We start from the raw sequence: 965 nt of genomic DNA, 5'->3' as shown, positions 1-965 counted from the left end.
CCTGGCCATACCGCCCACCTCCAAAATTGGCGGACGTCTCTACGCTACGAGGGGAGGCACATCTGGCCAGTTGCTCGGTGCAGGGCTGGATTCGAGTCCTGACGCTTGGGACCGGGCGTTGGGTGACTGGCCGCTCATCGATGCGCGCAGGCCTCGTATGCGACGCGACTACGGCCTGGTCGAAGCCTCGTTCGAGAAGTGGGGCGCTGTGAACTGGAAGAGACCCCACTCCTGACTCGGGTGCCTGCACGTCGCGCCTGAAGCCTCCGGCGGGCATCCGCTGGAGACAAGAGGATCGAGGGACGGCGTCCCTGGCCGGACACCGGGACTGTACCGGTGCTCCATCAGTAGACTGCACGGTTTGTGAATGCCGACCACGTGCCCGAGAAGCCCACGATCCCGTTGATATCGGAAGGGCTGCCGAAGCGCGCCCGGTTCGGAGCATCGTTGTCAACGTCAGCGGTGGTGCTGCTCCTCGCAGCCTGCGGCAGCGGTCATTCCGTCGGCAACGAGGCAGGTCCCAACACGCCTGTGCTGATGCCCTCGATGCCGACCAACCTGTGCGAGGTTGACGATCGGCCGCTCAACGCTGTTATCTCTGGCGCACTCGGTGAACCGCAAGAGGGCGAAACATCAGGACAGATCACCTGTCTATGGACCTCCGACCTCGGTGAACGAGTGCACTTGATGTCGACCACGGTCCCAGAGTGGATGACGCTCGCCGAGCAGATCGGCACATCAGATTGGCTGGCCGAACTACGAGAGAGTGGCGAGTTCGATGACGACGACCAAACTGCGCGTGTCGAACAGGCTGAGACCATCCTCGACTCAGATCGCGGTCCCACTGCCGCCGAGGCGTGCGAGATCTACGCGCTGATGATGAAGATCCCGCCGACGGAGCACCCGGTAGTTGTCAAGTCAAATGAGACGCGTTCACGCCTTGATGACTTCTTTCTGTGATGTTC

The 965-nt window shown here is 62.2% G+C and carries 1 protein-coding gene; it reads left to right on the top strand.

Annotation, left to right across the window (positions count from 1 at the left end):
* Positions 1 to 363: 363 nt before the first annotated feature.
* Positions 364 to 960, top strand: a complete 597-nt coding sequence (locus ACYVK5_RS24880; protein WP_460708778.1) for a hypothetical protein — start codon at positions 364 to 366, stop codon at positions 958 to 960.
* The last annotated feature ends 5 nt before the right edge of the window (positions 961 to 965 follow it).

It is taken from the genome of Myceligenerans halotolerans, assembly GCF_054782975.1.
This window is presented reverse-complemented; position numbering and strand designations above follow the sequence as displayed.